Here is a 20,959-nt window from a genome sequence, read left to right as displayed (position 1 = left end):
TATGAATGGAAATGCTTAAAAAATTTGAAAAAGAAATGAACGAAATAATAAAATTGGCTTTAAAAGAGGATATCGGCCCTGGCGATATCACTACCGATGTGCTTATATCACAGTCCGCGGAAACAAAAGCGGTTTTTGTGGCAAAAGACCATGGTATTATATGCGGGCTTCCGGTGGCAAAAAGGGTTTTTCAGGTGCTTGATAAAAATATAAAGGTCACATTCAAGAAAAAAGACGGTACCTGGGTAAAGCCGGGTGAAATACTGGCAACTGTAAAGGGAAGGGCAAGGGCGCTTTTATCCGGGGAAAGGCTGGCGCTTAATATTATCCAGCGCTTATCGGGTATTGCCACATATACAAGCAAGTTTGTTGATATAGCAAGGCCGTACGGGGTAAAGATACTTGATACAAGAAAGACCACCCCCTTGATGAGGCTGCTTGAAAAATACGCCGTAAAGACAGGCGGCGGAGTTAATCACAGAATGGGGCTGTATGACGCGGTTCTGATAAAGAATAACCACTTAAAGCAGATTAATATTGAAAAAGCGTATGTGGACATGAAGCGCTGGATACCAAAAGAGATGAAAGTTGAAATTGAAGTTGAAACTATAGAGATGCTGGAAAAAGTGATAAAACTTCAGCCGGATATCATAATGCTGGATAACATGAATGTGGAAATGCTGCACAGGGCGATTCCAATGGTGCGTAAGTCAGGCATACCTTCCAAAATTGAAGTGTCAGGCGGCATTAATATGAGCAATATCCGTGACGTGGTAAAGACAAGGCCGGATTTTGTATCTATAGGTTCCATTACCCATTCTCCGCCTTCCATGGACATAAGTTTAAGGATGATAAATTAACCGTTTTTAAAAGGCGCGGGATCAGGATGAATATTAAGCCCATAAAAGCTGTCCTAAGAAACAAACTTCTTAATAATGTCATTGTATTTGATACAATTGATTCCACGAATAACTACCTTCTTAAAAACAGCAATCCGTCAGGAACTGTTGCCGTGGCTGCGGTGCAGAAATCCGGAAAAGGCAAGCACGGGGCGGCGTGGGTATCCGCCAGAGGGGGGCTGTGGTTTTCTTTTATAATTCATCAGAAAATAAAAATGCCTTTTTTGTTTGTTATATTATCATCTGTCGCGGTTGCGGACACTCTTAAATCTTACGGCGTAAAACCGGAAATAAAATGGCCCAATGACGTGCTTGTGAACGGAAGAAAGGTCTGCGGCATACTGATAGAAAATGACTCCTATAACGGCAGGATAGTCACCGGCGTAGGCGTTAATTTAAATAACCGTATTCCTGCGGGTAAAGGGATTAATGCTGTTTCGTTATCAAAGCTTGCCGGCGGGAAAATAGATATTGATGAATTTTTTTGTGATGTTTTAAAGCGGATAGACAAAAATCTTGCGGGTATTAAAACCGGCCGCGCGCACCTTGTTTCGCGCTGGGTTAAATATCAGGGAAACCTTAAAGGCATGGAAATTAAGGTTGTAAAGAATGGCGCTGTAAAAAAATATAAGGCTTTAAAAGTAACATCAAAAGGCACAATAATAACTGAATGCAAAAAAGAGATTAAAGGGGAAGTGTTCTTTCTGTAATTGACAGATATTTTTAAGCTTTTTCATGATGCTCCGGGTTCTAAAAAATTAACGGTTTATTTCAAATACCTTTTTTTCAGGCTTGAAGTCCTGTATATTCTGTCCAGCATAAGCAGGCTTGTTATGGTTTTTGCATCCCTTATTTTACCTTTATCAATCATCCCAAGCGCTTTATCAAGCGTTAAAGCGGCTGTTTCAATATCTTCGTCCCAGTCAGGTTTTTTAACCGCGGGGGTTAAGCCTGTGGCAATATAAATATCCATATTTTCGTTCATAACTCCCGGGGTAGGGTAGAAGTTAAGGATTTTTTTAAGTTTTTTCGCGGCAAAGCCGGTCTCTTCAATTATTTCACGCCCGGCACACGCAAGGGTGGATTCATTGTTGTCCCTTGTTCCGGCAGGCAATTCAATCATGTATTGTTTCGCGGCGTATCTGTATTGTTTTATCAGGAGGATTATTTTTTTATTTATATCAAGAACCGGAATAATTACCGCGGAACCGGGGTGGGTGATAAGGTCGCGCTTAAGCCTTCGCCCTTTAAGGCTTATTATATCCGTAAATACCGTTATTATCCTCCCTTTATATCCAAGGCGCCTTGAAATAAGTTTTTCCGGTGTTTTCATAATTTCTCCTTTTTCTTTCTGCGGTCAATAATTTCTTTTTCCGTAATGATGAAATCCATTCTTATATCATGCTTTTCCGCGGGAATTTTTTTTACAAGCTGGCAGGAAAAAGCAAGCGCTGTTTTTATGGTTTTCCCGGAAAGTTTTCTAAGGAACCTGTCATAATATCCTTTTCCGAAACCAATCCTGTTTCCCTGCCTGTCAAAACCAATACCGGGAGCCGCGACAACGTCTATTTTTCTTATATCTGTCATTACTTTCTTAATGACAGGCACCTTTATACCATAAGCATCTTTTTCTAAATGATTACCTTTTGTTAAAATGACAGGTACAATATCATTGCCGCGAATCCATGGGACGCAGACCACAGCGCCGGTTTTATGCAGGTAATTTATAAGGTAAGATGTTCTGACTTCGCTTTGAGTGCTTATGTATGCCATGACAGTCATCCCTTTTTTAACGGGTATCAGATTCAAAAGATTTTTAATTATAAGCCTGCTTTGCGGCGCAAGCTCTGTTTGGGGAAGGCAGTTGCGCTTAAAGCGCAGTTTTTTTCGTAACAATGTTTTATCCATAAAAACATATTACAATAAATCGCCGCGGTATTCAAGGCGGGGGTTGATTTGTTGAAAAAACGTTCAGGAGTCCGGATATTATTTAAACGCTTAAGTATTGACTTTTAAGTATTTTCTGATAGAATTGGTTCAAATATAGAGGAGGGTCATCAAAATGGTTGAAATGCCTCAGAATAAGAGAGAATTCACAAGAATAAACGCTGAAACACAGGCAATTTATAAAGTGCTTGGAGAGCCTATTGACCTTTCAGGAACAGGTTATTTAAAGACGACCACCAAAAATATATCCAATGGCGGATTATGCATCAGCGCCCCCCGTAAAATCACAAAAGGTTATATTGTTAAAGTTGGGCTGGAACTGGAAACATCCGAAAAACCCATAAGCGCGTTCTGTGAAGTTAAGTGGTGCGCCAAGTCGGGTTCTGAATTTGAAGCGGGTTTGAAATTCTTAGGGCTTGAAGATGAAGATATGGAAAATCTGAAATCATATGTGTCCGGAAGTAAAAACATCCATTAGATTGTTATCAGGAGGCATTGATGGCTTTGCAGCGCAGGGAAGTCAGGACGTCTGAAAGATTTGAGTGCAATGCTACAGCTTCATACAAAAAGCTGGGAGAATACATAAGCTCCATAGACCTTGGATACAGGTCCGCAAAAGCTAAAAATATAAGCAGGGGCGGTGTCTGTGTTTTAATGCCGGCGCCTGTTGAAAAAGGGGATGTGCTTCTTATTGATGTCACTCTTGAAGGTTCTGCCGCGTCAATAAACGCGATCTGTGAAGTGATGTGGTGCTGCAAGTCAGGGGAATGTTATGAAGCAGGCCTTTGTTTCATTAATATTGAAGGAAAAGATTCAAAGTGCGTTGAAAATCTGGGTGTAAAATCAAAGAAGGTAAACTGATACGGGGCTGAAAAAGTTTATCTATCCGCGGTATCTGCGTTGTGAATTACGGCATGTTATTTAATCGGCAATTCTGTTGATGCGGTATTTTGGGGTTTTGTTTTGGGGGATTTGTGACACAAGAATATAATCTGCCGCGGTTATTTCTTGTGACGGGGATATGAAAAACCTTTAAGCTTACAAAGACAGGCAAACCGGTTCAATAAAACCAGATGAATAAAAATAAAAGGTTTTATTTATTTAAATGTTGTGGAATAATGTTTAAAAAAACAGGAGTAAACCGGCTGAAAATGTCAGAAAAGTTCAAAAAAAGCACAGGTATTTACAATTATGTTGTAAAACGCGCGGCGGGATTTATCGCCCATACGGGAGTAATGACCACTGGGCGCTGGATATATTTTGGGGCTATAGTGGGTGTTATTTCCGCTGTATGCGCCATGTTATTTACTGTTTCGCTTAAGTTTACGGGATTTATTTTTCTTGAAACTATTGCGGGAATTAAAACATCTTCACTTGGCATGATGATATTTGAAGAGGGATATAAAAAATGGCTTATCCTTGTGGTGCCGGCTTTTGGCGGCCTGGTTTCCGGCTGGCTTACGACAAAATTCGCCCCTGACGCAAAAGGGCACGGCACGGATTATGTGATTAAAAGTTTTCATAAAAACGCGGGTAATATTTTTTTAAGGGTGCCTGTTGTTAAAATAATCGCCACGGCATTTGTGATTGGAACCGGCGGGTCAGCAGGCCGCGAAGGCCCCATAGCGCAGATAGGAGCGGGGTTTGCGTCTGTTATTGCCAGGGCAATGAAGCTTAATGACAGGGAAAAAAGGCTGTTAATTATGGCCGGCGCGGCAGGCGGAATTGCGGCTATTTTTGGAGCCCCGTTAGGCGGCGCGATTTTTGCGGCGGAAGTCCTTTATAGAAATCACGAACTGGAAGCGGAAGTTATTCTTCCTGCGATTATTTCGTCAATTGTGGCGTTTTCCATATTCCGAAGTGTGATGGGTATAGAGAGGCTTTTCAGCATCGGATCGGTGTCATTCAGTTCCGCGTATGAACTTATTCCGTATACCATACTTGGCGTGGCATGCGCTATTGCCGGTGTTATGTTTGTTAAGTTGTTTAACAGGGTTAAAACGGCGTTTAACGGATACAATAAAATATCTGTAATTTTTAAACCGGCGCTTGGAGGGTTCCTGCTTGGGGTTATGGCCCTATATCTGCCGGGAGTGCTTGGCGGCGGATATCAGTATATGCAGATGGCCTTTGACGGTTCTATTCCGGTTCTTCTTATGTTTCTTCTGGCTGCCGGTAAAATGGTTTCAACATCGCTTACCATTGGCTCGGGCGGTTCCGGAGGCATATTTGCCCCGTCGCTTTTTATCGGAGCAATGACAGGAGGCGCAATTGGAGGAGTATTAAGATATCTGCTTCCGCCGGGATGGATGCCGCCGGAAGCGGCATTTATTGCCGTGGGAATGGGCGGCCTTTTTGCAAGTGTTGCCAGAGTGCCGCTTGCCAGCCTGATAATGGTATCTGAAATGACAAGGGGGTATGACCTTCTTGTGCCAATGATGCTTGTATCTGTTATTGCTTTTCTGCTTAACAGAAAACCTTATACGGTGTATGACGAGCAGGCTGACGGGCTGGTTGATTCACCCGCTCACAGGGGGGATTTTGAAATGGATGTTCTGGAGGATATAATTGTAACGCCTGATATAATTGAAAAGGGAGCCGTTACACTTCCAAGGCGTGCGCCTATTAAAAAGGCAATTGATACGGCTATGAATTCAAAACAGGGGATTTTTCCCGTGATTGACCAGAAAGACGGAGGCCGGGTTGTTGGAGTTTTTTCCCTGCAGGATATAAAGGAATATATTCTGGAAAGCGGACTTGGGGAAGAAACTCTTGTGGAGGATATAACCCAGCATGATTTTATCCGTATTCATATCGGAGAAGGGCTTCATTCTGTGGTGGATAAATTCACAGCCAATGACGCTGACGCGCTTCCCGTGATTGATGAAAAAACAGGAATGCTGACGGGCATGTTTTCAAGGGACGCGCTCATCAAACTTTATAATAAAAAGCTGATAGCCTTATCTTTAAGAAAGGGAAAACCCGGGAACAAGCCCGCCGTGAAGTAATGAGAAGATATGATTTAAATGCGGATAAGGCAGTTTTAAAATGTTTTACATAATGGAGGAATGATGGAATTTTCAGCCGCGGTTTTATTTATAGGATTAATGGTATTTTTTGCCCATTTTTTTTCTGCCACTTTTAACCGGACAAAAATTCCTGACGTGCTCCCGCTGGTGGTGATAGGCATACTTGCGGGGCCTGTTTTTGATTTTATAAATCCGGAAATTCTTGGAAGGTTTGGAGAAATTTTCAGCACGCTTACCCTTGTGATAATACTGTTTGAAGCCGGATTGTGCCTTGATATTTCTGTCATCAGGTCATCCGCCGGCAGCGGCGCCAAACTGGCTGTTTTCAGTTTTTTATTAACTTTCGCGGGGGCGGGTTTTATTTCATATTTTTTTATGGGGTTGGAACTTCTTCAGGCGGCGGTTTTTGGGGCAATAGTGGGCGGCGGCGCGCCTTCAATAGTAATACCGATAATTAAAAAAATGAGCGCGGGCGGTAAGACGGCGTCCGCTGTTGTGTTTGAAAGCACAATAAGCGAGGTGCTTTCAATAGTTATTGTGCTGCAGCTTATAGACACTGCCGGGGCAGGCGGTATTGACGCCGTACACATGTCCGCAAAAGTGTTTCTTGCGTTTCTCATTGCGGTGGTAATAGGCGTTGTGTCAGCCCTTTTCTGGTCTATGATGTTAAACAGAATAAGGCTTCTGGAAAACAGCGCTTTTACAACCCCTGCTTTTGTGTTTATTGTTTTTGGCGGCGCGGAAATTGCCGGTTTCAGCGGGGCTATTGCGGCGCTTTGCTTTGGAATAATGCTTGGCAACATGCAGAAAATAAACGTGGGCCCCCTTAAGCATATTAATGTTACCATGAATGAAGCGGAAAAAAGTTTTATGGCGGAAGCTGTCTTTTTGATGAGGACTTTTTTCTTTTTATACATTGGTATTTCCATAAAGCCCGCGGGTTTTGATGTGTTTGCGTTTGCGCTGGTCATTACGGCTGTTATCTATGTTGCCAGGGTCATTTCGGCTCAGCTGTCGTTTAACAGGAAAGAAAACAGGTTTGATGTTACGGCTGCCGGCGTGATGGTTTCAAGGGGGCTTGCGTCAGCGGTTCTTGCGGGTATTCCGCTTCAGGCGGGAATGGAAGGCGGGGAGTTAATAAGGGATACCGTTTATGCCGTTATTCTTCTAAGTATTCTGCTGAATTCATTTTTATCATATTCTGTTGAAAGGCAAAGGGGTATGTACAGGCTTATATCCGCTTTCTTTTCCGGATTCAGCACGGAAAAAACAGATGACACGGCAGCGGATAAAAATGAAAAAGGCGGCTTTTAATAACTTTTGTTTAAGGGTTGCTTGTGGGCTGCTTATTATATATAATAAATACAGGTTAAAAAGTGTTTTTTATAAAGTTAACATACAGGCAGCCGGGCTTATGCCCTTTAATTCCGGAATTCTAAAAGCATAAAAAAATATTTTCATTGCCTGCTGTTTTTGTACTTGTTGTAATTTTGCCGGGCAAAAGAGTTAACTAAAAATACGGCTGTATTGTTTAAGGAGGGTAATGATGGAAGGGATTGCGGATGAAAAAACTTTCAGATTTTACACGCGTATGCACCTGTCTGAATTAACCGGTGTTTCAGCCGGAAATCTGGAAGAACTGTTAAAATGCGTAAAAAGTATTGACGGTTCGTCCATCTACCACCACACTCACAGATTTCTTCAGCAGCACGAATACCTGAATCCGGAACCTGCCAATGATTTTGCTTATTGGGTTGATGAATCGCTTGGTGAAAGCAGGCTGGCGGAAGCCCTTGCAAGTATTGATACGGTAAGTTTCAAAAGCATAAGGCTGTTAAGGCAGGAATTAATTAATGTCATAACCAATTATCTTGAATCAAGCAAAGGCAGGCAGTTAAGGTCGGCTATGCCCGGCATGGAGTTTAATTTTGTAAAATCGGTAAGTTTTGTTTTTCCCACAGGCTATACGGCGAATTCTCCGGAAGAGTTTGTGAAATGCCTTGAAAAAATAACTTCAGATTCCCTTTATTTTCACATGTTTGAGTCAAGGTTAAGGCTTGATAAAGAGGAAAATGATTTTTCCCTTTGGTTAAGAAGTTCAATGGGGCTGGATAAACCCGCCGATGCCATAAACAGGCTTGACCCGTATACCCATACTATAGGGCAGCTGCGCAGGGTTATTATTGATATTTTAAGAAAGGGCGGTGTTATATGAACAGCATAAACGATTACGCCAAAATAGTGGGTCAGGCAGTTCTGGATGACCTTAAAATTGCCGCCGAAAAATTAAAGGGAAAAAGAATCACGCATGTAAATTCCACGCCGGTAGGCGGCGGTGTAGCGGAAATACTTACAAGGATGGTGCCCCTGCTGAATCAGCTTGGAGTTCAGTCTGACTGGCAGGTAATAAAAGGCAATAACTCCTTTTTTGATGTCACGAAAAAAATGCATAATAACATACATGGAAGCGGGGAACCGCTTACTGAAAGTGAGATAAAAACGTTTATGGAAAACGGAGCGTTTAATGAGGAAAATATGCCCTGTGATTCGGACATAATGTTTATTCATGACCCTCAGCCGATAACGCTTATTAATAAAAAGCGGGATAATAAATGGATATGGCGGTGCCATGTTGACGCAAGTAATCCTGTTGCTTCCACATGGAAATTTCTAAGGGAGTTTATTGACCGCTATGATTCCGCCGTATTTTCCTCGCCCCTTTTTGCAAGGCAGCTGCCCATAAGGCAGTTTTTAATCTCTCCGTCAATTGACCCGTTAAGCGATAAAAACCGTGACATGGAGCCGGAAGAAATAAAAAAGTACCTTGATAAATACAACATACCGACAGACAAGCCTTTAATCACGCAGATATCAAGATTTGACAGGTTAAAGGATCCGGTAGGCGTAATACAGGCGTATAAGAAAGTAAAGCCTTATGTTGACTGCAGGCTTCTGCTGGCAGGCGGGACAGCTGTGGATGACCCGGAAGGCAATGTTGTTTATAACGAAGTGCTTGAAGCCGCGGGAAAAGATAAAGATATAATGATACTTAACATGCCGCAGGATGATAACGCCGTAAATGCCATTCAAAGGGCGTCAACGGTAATAATGCAGAAATCACTGAAAGAAGGGTTTGGGCTTACCGTCAGCGAGGCGCTGTGGAAGTCAAAACCGGTTGTGGCTTCGCATGTGGGCGGAATACCGCTTCAGATTAAGCATAAATATTCGGGGATGCTGTGCCATTCAATAGACGGCGCCGCGTTCGCGCTTAAAATGCTGCTGAATAATCCTGATTTTGCCGATAAACTTGGTAAAAACGGCAAGGAACATGTAAGGAACAATTTTCTGCTTACAAGGCATATTAAGGAATATATGCTGCTTTTTCTTTCCCTTTATTCCAAAGAGGACGTTGTGCTTTTTTAACCCTTGCTTTATTTGCCGTTTAAAAATATAATGTCTTCAGGAGGCCGTAATAAGGCCTCCTTATTTTTTGATGTTAATCGGAGTTAAGGAGCAAAATGAAAAGCGATTTTACGGTTTTAATTGTAGGAAGGGAAAATGTCGGCAAATCCTCCATTTTCAACAAACTTATCAACCAGCAGAAAGCCATAGTTGACGATTATCCGGGGGTCACCCGCGACAGGCTTTACGGCGACGTGGATTGGTTTGGTAAAAAGTTTACCATTGTGGATACGGGCGGAATACTGTTTGACGGCGAAGACCTTATAAAAACAAAAGTTGTGGATACCATAAAAGACGTTATCAAAAGCGCGGACCTTGTGCTTATGGTGGCGGACGGCAAAAGCGGCCTTATTCCGGACGACAAAAAGATTCTGAATTTTATAAAAGAAAATAACCCCAATTACGTTGTCGCGGTAAATAAGATAGATTCGCAGGCGGCGGTTGATAAGACATATGAATTTTATAATATGGGTATTGACACTATTTTTCCGGTCTCTTCCGCGCATTCGCTTGGGCTTGATGACCTTCTTGATTACATAGCGGAGAGAATACCTGAAGTAAAGCCCGATGAAGACGGCGCAAAGCTTCCAAAAATAGCCATAACCGGAAGGGAAAACGCAGGCAAATCATCGCTGTTTAACGCGCTGCTTAAGGAAGAACGTTCCATAGTAACTGAAATACCCGGAACCACCCGCGACGCGGTGGATTCAATGATAGAGTTAAACGGCAAAAAATTCATAATTATAGATACCGCCGGGGTAAAGAAACGCAGAAACATGAAAGGCAAGCCGGAAGCTTTCGGCATTGGCAGGTCTTTTTCCAATGTAAAAAGAAGTGATGTTGTCCTGCATGTCATTGATATTACCACGGGCATTACAGAGGTTGACAAGAAAGTGCTGGGCTATGCCGCGGAACACTTAAAGGCTGTTGTTATCTGCGTAAACAAATGGGATCTTGTAAAACCTTCGGAGCGCGACGCTAAAAGAAAAGAATATGTTGAATATCTGCGGGATGAAATGAAATTCATGGACTACGCGCCGGTTGTCTTTGTATCCGCCAAAAATTCGGCAGGGCTTGAAAAACTTATAGATATTGTAATTAGGGTTGAAAAAAAGTATAATTTCAGGGTAAAGACATCAATATTAAACAGGATGATAAGGGAAGCGGTTTTCAGAAAGGCGCCTGTGACAAAAAAAGGCAGCCTTAAAATATATTACGCGACGCAGGTTTCTGCCGCGCCGCCCACTTTTACGCTTTTTGTAAATTCTGCGGATAAAATACACGAAAGTTATTTAAGATATGTCATAAACAGGATTCGGGAAGATTTTGGATTTGACGGCTGCCCGATTAAGCTTAAAGTAAAGCAGAAAGAAAAAAAGGAGGCTTAGCACGTGGGAATAATTATAATTATTGTAAGCGCTGCGGCTGCGTACCTTATGGGTTCAATACCGACAGGTTACCTTATTGTTAAAGGTTTAAAAGGCATTGATATCAGAAGCGTTGGAAGCGGAAATATAGGCGCTACTAATGTCAAGCGTGTGCTTGGCATTAAATGGTTTTTTGGGGTTTTATTTCTTGACGCGTTAAAAGGGTTTTTGCCGGTTATCGCGGTAAAGATATTATTCCCGCAGTATCAGTTTCTGCCGGTACTGGCCGCTTTGTGCGCGGTGCTGGGACATACTTTTACGCTGTTTCTTAATTTTAAAGGCGGAAAGGGAGTGGCCACCGGCCTTGGCGTTTTTCTGGCGCTGGCGCCGATATCCGTAATATGTTCTGTTGCTTCTTTTGCCGTATTTTTATGGATGTTTAAATACATATCATTGGGTTCCATTATGGCTGCAATTCTGCTGCCGGCGTTTGTTTTTATATTTGGAGAGAACGGCTTTTTAAACCTTGTATTGGTATTCGCCCTCTTCACGGCGTTTTTTGTGGTTTATAAACATAAAGAAAATATTAAAAGGCTTCAGGAAGGCACTGAAAATAAGTTTACATTAAAAACGCCTAAGCAGGAAGAACCTGCAAAGCCTGAAAATAAAAAGAAGGCGGTAAAAAAATGAGGGTATCCGTAATAGGCGCGGGCGGCTGGGGTACGGCGCTGGCCCTTATACTTCATTCAAACGCGCACGAAGTGCTTATATGGGAATTTGTCCCATCCTACGCGGAAGAACTTAAGCAGAAAAGGGAAAATGTTAAATTTCTTAAGGGCGTGAAAATACCGGATAACATTGAAATAACAACTGATTTAAAACGCGCCGTTGATTTCGCGGAAGTGATTGTCCTGGCGGTGCCGTCGCATGTTATGCGCTCGCTGGCGTTAAATATAAAAAAACTTAATTATAAGAAAAAAATATTTGTAAGCGTGGCAAAGGGAATAGAACAGGATACTTTAAAGACCATGTCCGCCGTCATAAAACAGGTGTTAGGCCCGGTTCAGTTCGCGGTGCTTTCAGGGCCTTCGCACGCGGAAGAAGTGGGCAGGCAGGTTCCAACCACTGTGGTTGCGGCTTCCGGCAGGGCGGGGATAGCAAAGAAAATACAGGTGTTGTTTTCAAACAATGCTTTCAGGGTTTACAGCAGCACGGACGTAAAAGGCGTTGAACTTGGGGGCAGTTTAAAAAATGTTATTGCCATTGCCGCCGGGGTTTTGGACGGGCTTGGGCTTGGCGACAATACCAAAGCCGCGCTTATAACAAGGGGCCTTGCGGAAATGAAAAGGCTTGGCGTAAGGATGGGCGCGAAGGAAGATACTTTTTTTGGGCTTTCCGGAATAGGCGATCTGGTTGTAACCTGCGAAAGCAAGCACAGCCGCAACAGGTCGGTTGGCGACCAGATTGGGCAGGGTAAAAAAATAGATGAGATATTAAAAGGCATGGAAATGGTGGCCGAAGGCGTAAAGACCGCGAAGTCCGCCCATGACCTTTCAAAAAAATACAAAGTGGAAATGCCCATAACAAATGAAATATATGAACTGATATATTCAGGAAAAGACCCAAAACAGTCAATCAGCGACCTTATGACAAGAAAGTTAAGGTCAGAGCGCGAACTGTTAAATAAAGAATAGGGGGTACGGCATATGGAAATAAGGGATAAAAAGTACTACCCGATAAGGGAAGTGGCGCAGATAACGGATGTCAAGGAATCCGTAATAAGGTTCTGGGAGCAGAACTTTGATGAGTTAAAACCGATAAAGAACAGGGTAGGGCAGAGAAAATATACAAAAAAAGATATTGATGTTATCTTTATTATAAAAAGGCTTCTTTATGATGATGAATATAAAATAAGCGGCGCGCAGAAAAAGGTAAAAGAGATTCTTGCCGCTGAAGACGGGCAGCAGCTGGAACTTTTTGAACTTGAAGAGAAATTAGGCCAGCAGAAAATTGAAGATGTTAAAAAAGGCCTTATGGAGTGCCTGGAAATATTAAGGAGTTAGGAAAAACCTTTTAAACAAGGGCAAAAATGTCCTTGAAACAAATAGTTCACAATGGTATATTATAAAATCTTAGTTATGCAATAACTTGTTTGTATAGTCGGGGCGTAGCACCTGACGATTGATGAGGAAAACGCTTCATGATAATTGTCAGGTACACTATCCTCTCGATAGAATAGGAAATTAAGGTATAGTCGGGGCGTAGCGCAGTGGTAGCGCGCTTGGTTCGGGACCAAGAGGCCGGAGGTTCGATCCCTCTCGCCCCGACCATGAGATATAGTGTGGCATTAAGACAAGTAAAGTATAGTAGTAAAACGTATCCCGAAGTTAGAGGGATCGAAGCGAGTGACCGCCGAGCGATTAGCGAGGAAAAGTGAGCCGGAAGCGAACGTAAGTGAACGAGGGGGCCGAGGAGGCGCAGGTAGCGCCGAGGTGGCCGCGAATCCCTCTCGCCCCGACCATGAGATATAGTGTTAAGAAGCATTTAAAATAAATAAGATTCCGGGAATACTCCGCCCGGTGATGTTGTGTGAGGATAACTGATGACAGTATTCAGGTTTAATTCCTCCCGGTATGAAAAATTGATTTGCAAAGGTCGGGGCGTAGCGCAGTTGGCTAGCGCGTTCGCTTGGGGTGCGAGAGGTCGCTGGTTCAAATCCAGTCGCCCCGACCAGTAATTTTAACGGATAAACCAAACTAAAAAAACCGGTGAAAATGTGAAAAAAAGCCTGGCAGTTTTGGCAGTCCTTTTATGGGCGGTGTGCGTACATGCGGAAAGCGTTGACGTAAATCATTTTCTTGAATGCCCGTCAGTTTCCGGCGAAAGCGGCTTTATATATAACCCTTCAGCTTACTCCCTTGGATACGGCAATTTAAGCGCAGGCATCCACAAATTCATGTTCAAACTTAATTATGGGTTCATAGATATTCTGGAAGCAGGGTTTACCTTTGATTACGGGGAGACCAGCGACTTTGTGCAGGCGCTTAAAAATATTGACCTGAATCTTAAAGTAAGGCCGTTTAATGAAGAAGAACATTACGTTACCGCGGCCTTTGGAATTGAAAATATGCCCGTAAACCTGCTTGAAGGTTTTGGCGACAGGATGAGTATTTACGCCGTAGTTTCAAGAAAACTCTTTGATTGGGGTTTTAACATTTCTGTGGGGTTAAAAAATAATATCCGCGGTAATGAATTAAAACCGCTTGAATGGAACTTTTTTGCCGACGCGGCAAAGGTAATAAACGATACTGTAATGGTGATTGCGGAATACGAAGACGGCAATTTGAACACCGGCTTAAAGATAAGCATCAGTTATAACCTTAACGTGGAAGCGTATGTTGAAAGGCTGAATCATACGGAAGATTTAAAAAGTTTTGGACAGTTTCTCCAGGAACACTTTATATTTGGGATTACTTTTATTCAAAAGGCGTATTAATGGCGGAATTGGCCGGCGTATTAATAACGGTAAGCGGAATGGTGCAGGGGGTGGGCTACCGCTGGCACTGCAGGCAAAAGGCGGCCGGACTGGGGCTTAAAGGGTACGTGAAAAATCTGGAAAACGGCGATGTGGAACTTAAAGTATTTGGGGAGCGCGGGGATATAAACGGGCTGGTATCTGAAATCACAAGGCGCGATAAGTCTTTTGCCGTGACAGATATAAAAATTGATGACATATCTTTTGATAAAAGTTATAATGATTTTGTAATATTGTAATACGCTTTTTAAAAAAGCCGGGGGGGCTATGAAGAAAAAAAAGAAAGCGTCAGGGGTAAAAAAGAAGATAATTAAAAAGGTTAAAAGCAAAAAGATAAAGAAAACTGTTGTATCAGTAATTGCAAAAAAGCCGGGGAAGAAAGCTGCAAAAAAAGAGGAACCTTCCGAACTTGCCGAAGATTTTGCCGCTGACACAGAGTCTGAACAGGATACCCCGGATGTTTCAGGGGATAAAATAAACATAAAACGTGACCTTATTTTAAAGGGTATTGAAGATGAAGAGGAAGACGAAAAATCCATATTAAAAGCGGTAAACGGCAAGGATGCTCTTGCCCTGTATTTTGATGAAATAAGGTCGGAAAAGGTATTAAGCGCGGAAGAAGAACGCGACCTTATCATTAAAACGCAGCATGGCGATGACGTTGCAAAGGCTAAACTGACCAAGGCAAACCTGAAACTTGTGGTAAAAACAGCAAAAAAATATGAATACTTTGGCGTGCCTTTAATTGACCTTATTGAAGAAGGAAACATAGGCCTTTTGAAAGCTGTTGAGAAGTTTGAAGTGGAACGCGGCTTTCGGTTCAGTACATACGCCACCTGGTGGATAAAGCAGTCCATAAACAGGGCTATTGCCAATCAGAAAAATACGATAAGAATCCCGGTGCATATACTGGATGTATATCATAAGTATTTAAAGCTTCTGGAAAAAGAAGTAAAAGATAAAGGCAAAATTCCGGAAAATTACGATATGGCAAGGAAATTAAGAATAGACCCCATTAAATTAAATGAGATATTGAACATAATTAAGTCGCCCAAGTCGCTTGACCTTGAATATGAAAGTGAAGACGGCGAAGGCGGCAGGTCTTTAAAAGACACTGTTGAAGATATGGTGCAGGCAAAACCGGATCAGGAACTTTTTGACAATGAGAAAAAAGAAACTATGATGGAACTTATCCGCATGCTGAAGCCGAATGAACAGCAGGTAATAATCTGCAGGTTTGGCCTTGAAAATAAGCAGATACTTACGCTGGAAGAAATAGGAAAAAAACTTAAACTGACGCGCGAGCGTATAAGGCAGATAGAGGCAATTGCGATTAAAAAACTTAAGTACTTTATGAAGACCGCCGACAAAAAATAACATATCCGGCACATTTACAAAATAGAAAAGGGGTAATTTTGATGGAAAAGCAGATTAAAAAAGTCATTAAAGATGTTGTGGATTTTCCAAAGAAAGGGATAATTTTTAAGGATGTAACTCCCGTGTTTTCTGATGCCGCAATTTTTAAGAAACTTATTAACACCCTTGCCAAAAGGTATTCAGGCAAAAAGATAGATGCCATAGTGGGTGTTGAATCAAGGGGATTCATTATAGGCGCGCCGCTTGCGTATAAGCTTGGGCTGCCGTTTGTGCCTGTAAGAAAACCGGGAAAGCTTCCGCGTGAAACCTATAAAGAAGAATACGCGCTTGAATACGGCACCAATACGCTGGAAATTCACAAGGATGCTTTGAAAAAAGGTAATAAGGTAATTGTGGTGGATGACCTGCTTGCCACAGGCGGAACCATGGAAGCGTCCGCCAGGCTGGCAGAACGCTGCGGCGCCAAAGTGGCGGAAATGGTATTTGTGGTGGAACTTGATTTTCTTAAAGGCAGGGAAAAGCTTAAAGATTATAAAGTATTTTCAATAGTCCATTATTGATAATGGCCATACTTCAAAATACCGCCGTTGTCCTGCTGACGGCGGTTCTCTTTTTAATCATAACAGGAACCGGCGCTTTATTTTTAAGGGCAATAAAAGGGGAGCCTGAACCGGGCGCGGATTATATTATATTTTCTTTTGCGTCAGGCGCGGTGCTGTTTTCACTTGTGATTCTTACCGCGGGAAGGGCTGGGTTTTATACACTGCCTGCTATGCTTATCATAGCAGCTGTCTTTGCCGTATGCGCGGGTTTTTCCGCGGTACGGGTTTTTGAATCAGTAAAGCAGGCGGTTAAATCCTTCTCTGATGTTAAAGGATATATTGCCTTCGGCGTATTAATACTTGCGCTGCCAAGGTTTATAGCTGTTTTTTTTAATATCTTTGTGCCAAACACTTCATGGGATACAATGGCATACCACTATGCCATTCCTTCAATTTATCAGCAGGCAGGGCAGATAACCTATATTCCTTTTATGTATCATTCCAACTGGCCGCAGAACCTTGAACTTATTTTTGGGTGGTCAATGGCGGTTTTTAATGACACGCTGGCTGGCGGCGCGGCTTTTATATTCGCGGCAATGCTTTTATTAACCGTGTTCAGGTTCGGGCAGAAAGTTTTATCCTCGCGCGCGGGGATAATTGCGGCGGCTATTGTGTGCGCTTTTTCTGTTTTTAAAAGGGAAGCGGTAAACGGGTATGTGGATACAGGGCTTGCTTTTTATGAAACGGCCGCCGCTTATGGCGTGTTTTTATATATGCATTCAAAGAAAAGGGCGGATTTAGGCGCTGCCGCTATTGCCGCGGCGGGCGCCGCGTCGGTTAAAATACTTGGGCTTTTCTCCGCGGCGTTTCTGCCGTTTTTTATTCTGCTGGCGGATTATATATACGGCAGGGAACAGAAAAAGCTGCGGATAGCGGATGCCGTGTTTTTTGGCGTAATTGCCTGCCTTGCCGCGGCGCCGTGGTATATCAAAAGTTTTGTGGATACCGGAAACCCTGTATGGCCGTTCGCGTACGGCATCTTTGGCGGTAATAACTGGTCCAAAGAGTTATCTGATTTTCGCAGTGCATATTACGAAGCGCACGGAAGCGGAAGGGGAATTTTAAACCTTTTATCATTGCCGCTGTCTGTGATTACATCCAAAAATATGGACGGGTACGCGGGGAATAACTTTATATTCCTGTATCTAATGCTTCCGTTCTCCCTTTATATGGCTTTTGTTAAAAAGCATAAAGACACGTTATTATTGCTGCTGTTAACCGCGTGTTTTCTTGTTTTCTGGGTGGCTTCCAGCCAGTTTGTAAGGTTCCTTTTTCCGGGGCTTGTCATTTTTACGGTCTTAAGCGCGGCAGCCGCGGATTATATATTTTCTATGGATAAAAAAATGATTTTAAAAATATTAACAGGCGGATGTGTTTTATACCTTCTGCTTTATTCTTACCCGTTTAAATATGAAGGTGACTTTGCGGGTGTTAAAACATTTGCGGGGATAATAGACAGGGAAAAATATCTTGAAGGAAATATGGATAATTATAAACTTTTTAAAAGGATAAACGCGGACAATGATATAACGGGTAAAATAGTGTTTTTCAGGGAGATAAGGGGATATTACCTGAAGAAAGATTATATATGGGGGGATCCGACAAATCAGTGGCTTATCAGATACCGCAGCACGCCGGAAACCCTTATTGACCTTCAAAATAACGGTGTAAAATACGTTGTGATGAATTCAAATATATATTCTAAAACAGGCGATGGATATACTGAAATTGTATTTAAAATAATGAATGAAATAATTGAAAAACACTCACGGCTTAAATACTGCGATAACGGTGTTTGTCTTTACGAACTGATAAAATAAAACGGCATATTGCCGAAATAAAGGGAGGAAATATGAAGAGAAAAGCGTTGGTACTGGGTTCGGTGTTATTGGTTCTTATGTTTTTGGCAGGTTGCGGTAAGCCGTTTCACAAACAGCTTGATGAGGCGCTTACAGCGGGCAATTATCAGGCAGCGGCGGATTTAATTGATTCAGAAAAAGTAAAGCCAAAGGAAAATATTTACAGTGAGAAGAACGAGATTTTATATTACATGGATAAAGGAGCGGTACTGCAGGTATTAAAACAGTATGAAGAAAGCTGCAGCTTAATGACAAAAGCGGATGACCTTGTGGACAAACTGTACACGAAAAGCGCGCTGGACGAAACCGCTGCGTTTTTATCAAATGATTTAAGTATAAAATACAGGGGCGAGGATTTTGAAAGCGTTATGTTAAGCATAGTATCCATGCTTAATTACATGTATCAGGGTAAGTTTGAAAAAGGCGTAATAGAATCAAGAAAAGTTAATAATAAACTTAAATACTTTGAAGCGGAATACGGGGATAAGGCAATATACACAGAAGACCCGCTTGCGCGCTATCTGGCGGGATTCTGCTACGAAGCATCGGGTTATTACAATGAAGCGTATATTGATTACAAACTTGCGGCAGCGGCGTGCGAAAAGTATGAGAGTATTTACGGCGTAAGTGTTCCGGAGATGATGAAATCAAGCGTAATTTCAATGGCTGATGCCAACAGGTTTTCGGATGATGTGGAGGAATATACAGGCAAATGGGGCGCGCTGGATTATACAAAAAGGGAAGCGCTTGCAGGAAATTCAGAAGTGCTGCTTGTGATATATGACGGGCTTCCCGCGTATAAGGTGGAAGACAAGAATTTTTTAACAGGCATAGCCCTTCCCAAATACCAGAAGAGGGCAGGCTGGCTGGAAGATGTAGAGGTTAAGTGCAGGGAAAAGGTGTGCCCGGTAGAACTTGTTCAGGACCAGGCAGCCATATCGTATAAGAATCTGGAGACTAAAAACGGGATTATGATGTTAAAAGGCGTGGGCAGGGGCGTGGCAAAAGAATTAATGAAGGCGCTGCCGATGGGAGCGCTGTTTGTAGGCGAAGAAAAAGCGGATACAAGATGCTGGAGGACAATTCCTTCCAGATTCCACCTTGTAAGGGTAAAACTTGCACCGGGACAGCATGAAATAAAGGTCACATTAAAAGCAGCCCCAGGGGATAAATTACACCAGGACCGCGTGGAAACAATAACCGCAACCCTTGCAAAAGGCCAGAAAAAAGTATATCCGGTCTACGCGTTTTAATTTGTTTTGTCTTCTAATGTATAGGCGCAACATCTTGCGCCTATACATTAGAATTTAATGTTTATATTTGTTGTTGTCTTTTAACGTAGAGACGCAACATGTTGCGTCTCGCCTTTTTGATTTTGGAATTTAATGTTATATTTGTTGCTGCCCTTTAACGTAGAGACGCAACATGTTGCGTCTAGCTTTTTTGATTCTGGAATTTAATGTTATATTTGTTGCTGCCCTTTAACGTAGAGGCGCAACATGTTGCGTCTAGCTATTTTGATTCTGGAATTTAATGTTATATTTGTTGTTGCCCTTTAACGTAGAGGCGCAACATGTTGCGTTTCATATTTTTAAAATAGAGTCTCTCTTTTACGGAAAAATATCAGGAAAAGTATATTTACAGGGAATAAGGAGTATTTTATGGAAAAAGAGAAGTTTAGTCTAAGATATGTAGATCCTGAATCAATTGTTGAATTTATATTTTTTACAATTATTGCTTTGTCGGTTTTTGGTATGTTTCTTTTCGTGACCGAGTACAATGTTCCTTTTTATTTTGCCTTTAAACATTTATCGATTCCGATATGTGTTATATATTTCTATTTCATTATTTTTCAGAAGAAAGTACGAAATTTTATAAATGCGGCGCTTAAAACAAATGATATTCGCCTGATAGTTTTTTCCCATATTGCAATACCGGCCATATTGATACTTATGTCCGGAGGCATTGTAATTCTGATTAATGGAACTATCGGGCAAAGGCAAGAGGTTAGAATAGAAGGCCCTTTGGCGGTTGATGACGATAAAGTGAAAATTTCTGATATAAATTTGAAAAGAGACGTGTTGTGGGTTTTGTCGAAATCTGAACTTAAATCTGCCGGAAAAGATAACATCTATTATTTGGACGCATATAAAGGCGGTTTGGGTATTTTATTCATTCGTAAGTTTGATTTTTCAACTTTGCATTTAATCATTTCGCTAAGTATATATTTTATTCTTGCTATTGGTTTGTTTGTGTTTAAAAGAAAAGCGAAAGTGCTTGACGGAATCACATTGAAAATGTATGAAGACATGCAAATTGATATCGAACAGTATGTTAAGAGTAAACAGGGCATATATTTTAATTCTGAAAACGGTACGTTATGTGATTCTGCCGGTTATTACTATAATGTATATCAATTGTTATCGGATTATGCAAATCAAAAAGTTGAAGAAAGGTATGTTTACCTGGAGTCGAAATTAAATGCGTTTTTAATTAAGGAGAATTCAATTGATTATGATGAAAATGAAGATGAGCGGTTTCCGAGGTTTATGACTAATGCTGATTTTATTAATGGATTCTGGGACGGGGTTGGTAATGCTAAGAAAACTTATAAAAAACTTTTAAAGTCAAAATTTAAACAGGGTTCTTTTTTAAGTTTTAATATTGTGTTTAAATCTGATAAAGAAGAGAAAATAAATGAATTAAAAAAAGTATTAGAAAATAGCTACGGGTATGCTGAATTTAAAATTAAGTTTTCAGGTACCGGTGTTTTATTGGAATGTCTAAGTGTGGAGTTACGCTGGCCTCATTTGTCAAGACTACTTTTTAGCTAAATTAAGGTGGTTTTTCCTTAACTCGCCATTCGATAAAATGGGTCCTTG

Annotated in this window: 21 protein-coding genes and 2 tRNA genes; 21 read left to right on the top strand and 2 right to left on the bottom strand. The window is 41.7% G+C overall.

The features are described 5' to 3' along the window. Nucleotides 1–5: 5 nt before the first annotated feature. Together nadC and JXR81_11175 are read left to right on the top strand one after the other, a co-directional pair. Nucleotides 6–860, top strand: a complete 855-nt coding sequence (nadC, locus tag JXR81_11180) for a carboxylating nicotinate-nucleotide diphosphorylase (protein ID MBN2755404.1) — start codon at nt 6–8, stop codon at nt 858–860. A 26-nt stretch (nt 861–886) separates the two neighbouring features. After that, nucleotides 887–1,609, top strand: coding sequence for a biotin--[acetyl-CoA-carboxylase] ligase (locus JXR81_11175; protein MBN2755403.1), 723 nt, complete (start codon nt 887–889; stop codon nt 1,607–1,609). A gap of 56 nt (nt 1,610–1,665) precedes the next feature. On the opposite strand, the gene JXR81_11170 is transcribed toward JXR81_11175, so the two are convergent. Together JXR81_11170 and JXR81_11165 are read right to left on the bottom strand one after the other, a co-directional pair. After that, complete coding sequence (locus tag JXR81_11170; GenBank protein MBN2755402.1) at nt 1,666–2,232, bottom strand: NUDIX hydrolase; 567 nt, start codon at nt 2,230–2,232, stop codon at nt 1,666–1,668. Further along, nucleotides 2,229–2,807, bottom strand: coding sequence for a 5-formyltetrahydrofolate cyclo-ligase (locus JXR81_11165; GenBank protein MBN2755401.1), 579 nt, complete (start codon nt 2,805–2,807; stop codon nt 2,229–2,231). The genes JXR81_11170 and JXR81_11165 overlap by 4 nt, the downstream gene beginning before the upstream one ends. A 154-nt stretch (nt 2,808–2,961) precedes the next feature. Between JXR81_11165 and JXR81_11160 the strand changes: the two genes are divergently transcribed. From JXR81_11160 to JXR81_11070, 19 genes are all read left to right on the top strand, one after another. Then, complete coding sequence (locus JXR81_11160; GenBank protein ID MBN2755400.1) at nt 2,962–3,324, top strand: PilZ domain-containing protein; 363 nt, start codon at nt 2,962–2,964, stop codon at nt 3,322–3,324. Between the two features lie 20 nt (nt 3,325–3,344). Then, a complete protein-coding gene (locus JXR81_11155; GenBank protein ID MBN2755399.1) occupies nt 3,345–3,707 on the top strand; it encodes a PilZ domain-containing protein in 363 nt (120 codons plus the stop codon). A 257-nt stretch (nt 3,708–3,964) separates the two neighbouring features. Then, nucleotides 3,965–5,854, top strand: coding sequence for a chloride channel protein (locus JXR81_11150; protein ID MBN2755398.1), 1,890 nt, complete (start codon nt 3,965–3,967; stop codon nt 5,852–5,854). A 63-nt stretch (nt 5,855–5,917) separates the two neighbouring features. Then, nucleotides 5,918–7,189 (top strand): cation:proton antiporter, encoded by a 1,272-nt coding sequence (locus JXR81_11145; GenBank protein ID MBN2755397.1) that lies wholly within the window; start codon nt 5,918–5,920, stop codon nt 7,187–7,189. A 232-nt stretch (nt 7,190–7,421) separates the two neighbouring features. Then, nucleotides 7,422–8,090, top strand: a complete 669-nt coding sequence (locus tag JXR81_11140) for a hypothetical protein (protein ID MBN2755396.1) — start codon at nt 7,422–7,424, stop codon at nt 8,088–8,090. Then, nucleotides 8,087–9,298, top strand: a complete 1,212-nt coding sequence (locus JXR81_11135) for a glycosyltransferase (protein MBN2755395.1) — start codon at nt 8,087–8,089, stop codon at nt 9,296–9,298. The genes JXR81_11140 and JXR81_11135 overlap by 4 nt, the downstream gene beginning before the upstream one ends. A 95-nt stretch (nt 9,299–9,393) precedes the next feature. Next, on the top strand, nt 9,394–10,725 hold the full coding sequence (der, locus tag JXR81_11130; protein MBN2755394.1) for a ribosome biogenesis GTPase Der: 1,332 nt from the start codon (nt 9,394–9,396) through the stop codon (nt 10,723–10,725). 9 nt (nt 10,726–10,734) lie between these two features. Beyond that, nucleotides 10,735–11,394 carry a glycerol-3-phosphate 1-O-acyltransferase PlsY gene (plsY, locus tag JXR81_11125; GenBank protein ID MBN2755393.1) on the top strand — a complete coding sequence of 220 codons (660 nt, stop codon included), beginning with the start codon at nt 10,735–10,737 and terminating at the stop codon, nt 11,392–11,394. Then, nucleotides 11,391–12,398 carry an NAD(P)H-dependent glycerol-3-phosphate dehydrogenase gene (locus JXR81_11120; protein ID MBN2755392.1) on the top strand — a complete coding sequence of 336 codons (1,008 nt, stop codon included), beginning with the start codon at nt 11,391–11,393 and terminating at the stop codon, nt 12,396–12,398. The genes plsY and JXR81_11120 overlap by 4 nt, the downstream gene beginning before the upstream one ends. A gap of 12 nt (nt 12,399–12,410) precedes the next feature. Then, nucleotides 12,411–12,767, top strand: a complete 357-nt coding sequence (locus JXR81_11115; GenBank protein ID MBN2755391.1) for a MerR family transcriptional regulator — start codon at nt 12,411–12,413, stop codon at nt 12,765–12,767. 192 nt (nt 12,768–12,959) lie between these two features. After that, nucleotides 12,960–13,034: transfer RNA gene (locus tag JXR81_11110), tRNA-Pro, on the top strand. A 326-nt stretch (nt 13,035–13,360) separates the two neighbouring features. After that, nucleotides 13,361–13,437: transfer RNA gene (locus tag JXR81_11105), tRNA-Pro, on the top strand. Between the two features lie 43 nt (nt 13,438–13,480). After that, nucleotides 13,481–14,200 (top strand): hypothetical protein, encoded by a 720-nt coding sequence (locus JXR81_11100; GenBank protein ID MBN2755390.1) that lies wholly within the window; start codon nt 13,481–13,483, stop codon nt 14,198–14,200. Next, nucleotides 14,200–14,478: an acylphosphatase gene (locus JXR81_11095; GenBank protein ID MBN2755389.1), complete on the top strand. Its 279-nt coding sequence runs from the start codon at nt 14,200–14,202 to the stop codon at nt 14,476–14,478. Before JXR81_11100 ends, JXR81_11095 begins: the two co-directional genes overlap by 1 nt. A 28-nt stretch (nt 14,479–14,506) precedes the next feature. Beyond that, nucleotides 14,507–15,616 (top strand): sigma-70 family RNA polymerase sigma factor, encoded by a 1,110-nt coding sequence (locus tag JXR81_11090; GenBank protein MBN2755388.1) that lies wholly within the window; start codon nt 14,507–14,509, stop codon nt 15,614–15,616. 38 nt (nt 15,617–15,654) lie between these two features. Next, complete coding sequence (locus JXR81_11085) at nt 15,655–16,176, top strand: adenine phosphoribosyltransferase (GenBank protein MBN2755387.1); 522 nt, start codon at nt 15,655–15,657, stop codon at nt 16,174–16,176. Between the two features lie 2 nt (nt 16,177–16,178). After that, the gene (locus JXR81_11080) at nt 16,179–18,038 is read left to right on the top strand and encodes a hypothetical protein (GenBank protein ID MBN2755386.1); all 1,860 of its coding nucleotides are present in this window, start codon (nt 16,179–16,181) and stop codon (nt 18,036–18,038) included. A 32-nt stretch (nt 18,039–18,070) separates the two neighbouring features. Next, complete coding sequence (locus JXR81_11075; GenBank protein MBN2755385.1) at nt 18,071–19,330, top strand: hypothetical protein; 1,260 nt, start codon at nt 18,071–18,073, stop codon at nt 19,328–19,330. Nucleotides 19,331–19,738: 408 nt separating this feature from the next. Beyond that, nucleotides 19,739–20,911, top strand: a complete 1,173-nt coding sequence (locus JXR81_11070) for a hypothetical protein (GenBank protein ID MBN2755384.1) — start codon at nt 19,739–19,741, stop codon at nt 20,909–20,911. Nucleotides 20,912–20,959 lie beyond the last annotated feature (48 nt).

The organism is Candidatus Goldiibacteriota bacterium (assembly GCA_016937715.1).
GTDB lineage: Bacteria > Oederibacteriota > PGYV01 > PGYV01 > PGYV01 > PGYV01.
Note: the sequence above shows the minus strand (reverse complement) of the source record. Positions and strands in the feature narration are given on the sequence as shown.

Excerpts from the sequence above, each read along its gene's own strand:
- nadC (MBN2755404.1), top strand. The coding sequence starts at position 6 with ATGGAAATGCTTAAAAAATTTGAAAAAGAAATGAACGAAATAATAAAA.
- JXR81_11175 (MBN2755403.1), top strand. The coding sequence starts at position 887 with ATGAATATTAAGCCCATAAAAGCTGTCCTAAGAAACAAACTTCTTAAT.
- JXR81_11170 (MBN2755402.1), bottom strand. The coding sequence starts at position 2,232 with ATGAAAACACCGGAAAAACTTATTTCAAGGCGCCTTGGATATAAAGGG.
- JXR81_11165 (MBN2755401.1), bottom strand. The coding sequence starts at position 2,807 with ATGGATAAAACATTGTTACGAAAAAAACTGCGCTTTAAGCGCAACTGC.
- JXR81_11160 (MBN2755400.1), top strand. The coding sequence starts at position 2,962 with ATGGTTGAAATGCCTCAGAATAAGAGAGAATTCACAAGAATAAACGCT.
- JXR81_11155 (MBN2755399.1), top strand. The coding sequence starts at position 3,345 with ATGGCTTTGCAGCGCAGGGAAGTCAGGACGTCTGAAAGATTTGAGTGC.
- JXR81_11150 (MBN2755398.1), top strand. The coding sequence starts at position 3,965 with ATGTTTAAAAAAACAGGAGTAAACCGGCTGAAAATGTCAGAAAAGTTC.
- JXR81_11145 (MBN2755397.1), top strand. The coding sequence starts at position 5,918 with ATGGAATTTTCAGCCGCGGTTTTATTTATAGGATTAATGGTATTTTTT.
- JXR81_11140 (MBN2755396.1), top strand. The coding sequence starts at position 7,422 with ATGGAAGGGATTGCGGATGAAAAAACTTTCAGATTTTACACGCGTATG.
- JXR81_11135 (MBN2755395.1), top strand. The coding sequence starts at position 8,087 with ATGAACAGCATAAACGATTACGCCAAAATAGTGGGTCAGGCAGTTCTG.
- der (MBN2755394.1), top strand. The coding sequence starts at position 9,394 with ATGAAAAGCGATTTTACGGTTTTAATTGTAGGAAGGGAAAATGTCGGC.
- JXR81_11120 (MBN2755392.1), top strand. The coding sequence starts at position 11,391 with ATGAGGGTATCCGTAATAGGCGCGGGCGGCTGGGGTACGGCGCTGGCC.
- JXR81_11115 (MBN2755391.1), top strand. The coding sequence starts at position 12,411 with ATGGAAATAAGGGATAAAAAGTACTACCCGATAAGGGAAGTGGCGCAG.
- JXR81_11095 (MBN2755389.1), top strand. The coding sequence starts at position 14,200 with ATGGCGGAATTGGCCGGCGTATTAATAACGGTAAGCGGAATGGTGCAG.
- JXR81_11090 (MBN2755388.1), top strand. The coding sequence starts at position 14,507 with ATGAAGAAAAAAAAGAAAGCGTCAGGGGTAAAAAAGAAGATAATTAAA.
- JXR81_11080 (MBN2755386.1), top strand. The coding sequence starts at position 16,179 with ATGGCCATACTTCAAAATACCGCCGTTGTCCTGCTGACGGCGGTTCTC.
- JXR81_11075 (MBN2755385.1), top strand. The coding sequence starts at position 18,071 with ATGAAGAGAAAAGCGTTGGTACTGGGTTCGGTGTTATTGGTTCTTATG.
- JXR81_11070 (MBN2755384.1), top strand. The coding sequence starts at position 19,739 with ATGGAAAAAGAGAAGTTTAGTCTAAGATATGTAGATCCTGAATCAATT.